Annotated in this window: 1 protein-coding gene; it reads left to right on the top strand. The window is 40.8% G+C overall.

The features are described 5' to 3' along the window. The coding region (locus tag HT728_RS08720; protein WP_173234825.1) for an IS30 family transposase at nucleotides 1-767 on the top strand (767 nt) is incomplete at its 5' end. Between the last annotated feature and the right edge of the window lie 105 nt (nucleotides 768-872).

Below are 872 nucleotides of genomic sequence, written 5' to 3'. Positions count from 1 at the left end.
TCAAAACTCATAACCTTGATGTCAGCTCCTCAACTGTCTATCGACACATCCGAAAAGGGTACCTATCTATCGCTCCGATTGATCTTGCCAGAGCCGTTAAATTCAAAGAAAGACGAAAAAGTAAGCTACCTTCCATCCCTAAAGAAGCTAAAAAAGGCCGTTCCTATGAGGATTTCCAAAACTATTTAGCACTGAATCAACTAGACTCTTGGCTGGAAATGGACACAGTTATGGGGAGAATGGGAGGTAAAGTCCTACTCACCTTCAATCTATCTTTCTGTAACTTTATCTTCGCTAGACTTCTGGATAATAAAACTGCCCTTGAGGTTACCAAACATCTCTATGACATCAAGAACACTCTTCACCAAGCGGACAAAGATTTCTTCCAACTCTTCCCTGTCATTCTTACCGATAATGGTGGAGAGTTTGCCAGGGTTGATGACATCGAAATGGATGTGCGAGGAGAGAGTAAACTCTTCTTTTGTGACCCTAATCGCTCTGACCAGAAAGGGAGAATTGAGAAAAATCACACGCTGATTCGCGACATTCTACCTAAAGGAACTTCTTTTGACAATTTAACTCAAGAGGACATCAATCTCGTCTGCTCTCATGTCAACAGCGTCAAACGTGCTGCTTTGAATGGAAAGTCAGCTTATGAACTCTTTGCCTTTACTTATGGAGAAGAAATTCCTAAGCTTCTCGGCATTTCTAAAATACCTGCAGAAGACGTCTGTCAGTCTTCTAAATTACTCCAACATAAGTTCTAAAAACTAACCTAAAACCCTATTCAAACGTCTCACACTAACTTCCACCATAGCGGAACTTAATCTGAAACGCTTTCAGATAAGAGGATTTTGTGCGCTCTTTTTTTC

Source organism: Streptococcus sp. 544 (genome assembly GCF_013277385.1).
GTDB classification, from domain to species: Bacteria; Bacillota; Bacilli; order Lactobacillales; family Streptococcaceae; genus Streptococcus; species Streptococcus mitis_BA.
This window is presented reverse-complemented; position numbering and strand designations above follow the sequence as displayed.